Origin of the sequence: Streptomyces phytophilus, assembly GCF_013870535.1 — a bacterium.
In the GTDB taxonomy this organism is placed as follows: Bacteria; Actinomycetota; Actinomycetes; order Streptomycetales; family Streptomycetaceae; genus Streptomyces; species Streptomyces phytophilus.
The window spans coordinates 1-2,509 of sequence record NZ_JACBXC010000900.1 but is presented as its reverse complement, the minus strand read 5'-3'; the positions used below and the strand labels follow the sequence as shown (position 1 = coordinate 2,509).

At 75.8% G+C, this 2,509-nt stretch carries 1 protein-coding gene; it reads left to right on the top strand.

All coding sequences use genetic code 11. From position 1 onward, the window contains the following. A partial coding sequence (locus H5J30_RS26890) for a beta-ketoacyl synthase N-terminal-like domain-containing protein (protein ID WP_258563557.1) occupies positions 1-2,509 on the top strand: 2,509 nt, incomplete at both ends.

The following is a 2,509-nucleotide window of genomic DNA, read 5'->3' as shown; positions in this document are numbered from 1 at the left end:
ACCCCCGCCGTCCAGCTGCACCAGGCGCTCCTGAAGGACCTGCGCACCACCGTCGCCCAGGTGCTGAAGGTCGAGCCCGCCGTCGTCCGCAGCGAGGCGGAGCTGAGCGAGCTGGGCTTCGACTCGATCCGGCTCATCGAGTTCGCCGACCTGCTGCGCCGCGACCTCGGCGTCGACCTCACCCCCTCGGTGTTCTTCGAGCACTTCACCCTGGAGGCGTTCGCGCGCCACCTGCTGACCGAGCACCACGACCTCGTCTCCGCCCGCTACCCCGACGCCGGCGACGACACCCCCCGCACCGCCGCCCGCGGCGCCGGGCGGGCGCAGGACGACGCCCCGCTGCCGGACCCGTACCCCGTCGCGGTCGTCGGCCTCAGCGCCGTACTGCCGGGCTCGGCGGACCTGGAGGGCTTCTGGCGGCGCCTTATGGCCGGCGACGAACTCGTCTCCCAGGTGCCCGAGGACCGCTGGCGCGACTGGGCGGGCCCCGAGCGCGCCCGCCGCGCGCACGGCGCCTTCCTCGACGAGGTCGACTCCTTCGACTGCTCGTTCTTCGGCATCTCGCCGCACGAGGCCGAGCTGATGGACCCGCACCAGCGCCTCTTCCTGCAGACCGTGTGGAAGGCCGTCGAGGACTCCGGCCGCCGCCCCGACGCCCTCGCGGGCAGCCGCACCGGCCTGTTCGTCGGGCTCTCCTCGATGGACTACGCGGAGGTGCTGGGCCACAGCACCGCCGGCCCCCAGGCGCACACCGCCACCGGTCTCGCCCACGCCGTACTGCCCAACCGGGTCTCGTACCAGCTCGACCTGCGCGGCCCCAGCGAGGCGATCGACACCGCGTGCTCGTCCTCGCTCGTCGCGGTCCACCGCGCGGTCCGCAGCCTGCGCGCCGGCGAGTGCGGGCTCGCCATCGCCGGCGGCGTGAACCTCATGCTCAGCCCCACCCCGTTCGAGTGCTTCGGGCTGGCCGGGATGCTCGCCCCTGACGGCCGCTGCAAGACCTTCGACCAGTCCGCCGACGGCTACGTACGCGGCGAGGGCGTCGTCGCCGTCGTGCTCAAGCCGCTGGCCGCCGCCGAGGCCGACGGCGACCACATCCACGCCGTGATCCGCGGCAGCGCCGTCGGCCACTCCGGCCGCGCCGCGTCGCTGACCGCGCCGAGCCCCGAGGCGCAGGCCGACGTCATCGTCGACGCCTGGCGCGCCGCCGGTCTCGACCCGGCGACCGCGACCCACGTGGAGACCCACGGCACCGGCACCAGCCTCGGCGACCCCATCGAGATCGAGGGCCTGAAGCAGGCGTTCGCCCGCCTCTACGCCGCCTGGGGCCACGACGCCCCCGCCGAGCCGCACTGCACGATCGGCTCGGTCAAGACCGCCATCGGGCACCTGGAGGCGGCGGCCGGGCTGGCCGGGCTGGTCACGATGGTGCAGGCGCTGCGGTACGGGAAGCTGCCCGCCCTGCGCCACTTCGAGAAGCTCAACCCGTACATCCGCCTGGACGGCAGCCCCTTCCGCATCGGCGACCGCGCGGGCGACTGGCCCCGGCAGGCCGCGCCGGACGGGCCCGCCACCCCCCGCCGCTGCGGCGTCAGCTCCTTCGGCTTCGGCGGCAGCAACGCGCACGTCGTACTGGAGGAGTACGAGCGCGAGCCCGCCGCCGGCGAGGCGCCGGGCGCCCCGCTGCTGATCCCGCTCTCCGCCCGTACGCCCGAGGCGCTGCGCGGCTACGCCCGCGAGCTGGTCCGCCACCTCGACCTGCACGCGCCCGCCGAGGGCAGCGCCGACTTCGCGCTCACCGCGCTCGCCGACACCCTCCAGCTCGGCCGGGAGCCGATGGAGGCGCGGCTCGCGGTCGTCGCCGAGGACGTCGACGAACTGTACGACGCCCTCGTGCACTTCCTGCGCGGCGAGGACCAGGGCGACACCTGGTGGAGCGGGCAGGCCGCCGGCGCCGCGGACCTCTCGCGCGCGCTGCTCGCCGGCCCCGAGGGCAACACCTACCTCGACGCGCTCGCCACCGCCGGCAAGACCGCGGCCCTGGCCCGGCTCTGGGCCTCCGGGGCGGACTTCGACTGGGCGCTGCTGCGCGGCGGCAGGCCCGTACGCCGCACGCCGCTGCCGACGTACCCCTTCGAGCGCCGCCGCATCCGCCCGCAGGACCTCGTCCCGCACGTCCTGCTCGCCCCCGGCCGGGCGCAGCCGGCCCTCGCCGCCGTGCCCGTGCCCGCGGCCCTGCCCGCCGCTACGGCCCCGGCCGCGCTGCCGAGCGGCGCGGGCGCCACGCAGGACGACGTACTGGCGCACCTGGTGCGGCTGTTCGCCGAGGAGCTGAAGTGGCGGCCGGAGGAGATCGACCCGCGGGCCGGCTTCGACGACCTGGGCCTCAGCTCGCTGCTGGTGGAGAAGCTGCGCCGGCGGCTGGAGGAGCACTACGGGCCGGTCGACAGCGCCACGCTCTTCACGTACAAGAACCTGGACGCGCTCGCCCGCCACATGACCGGCCGGG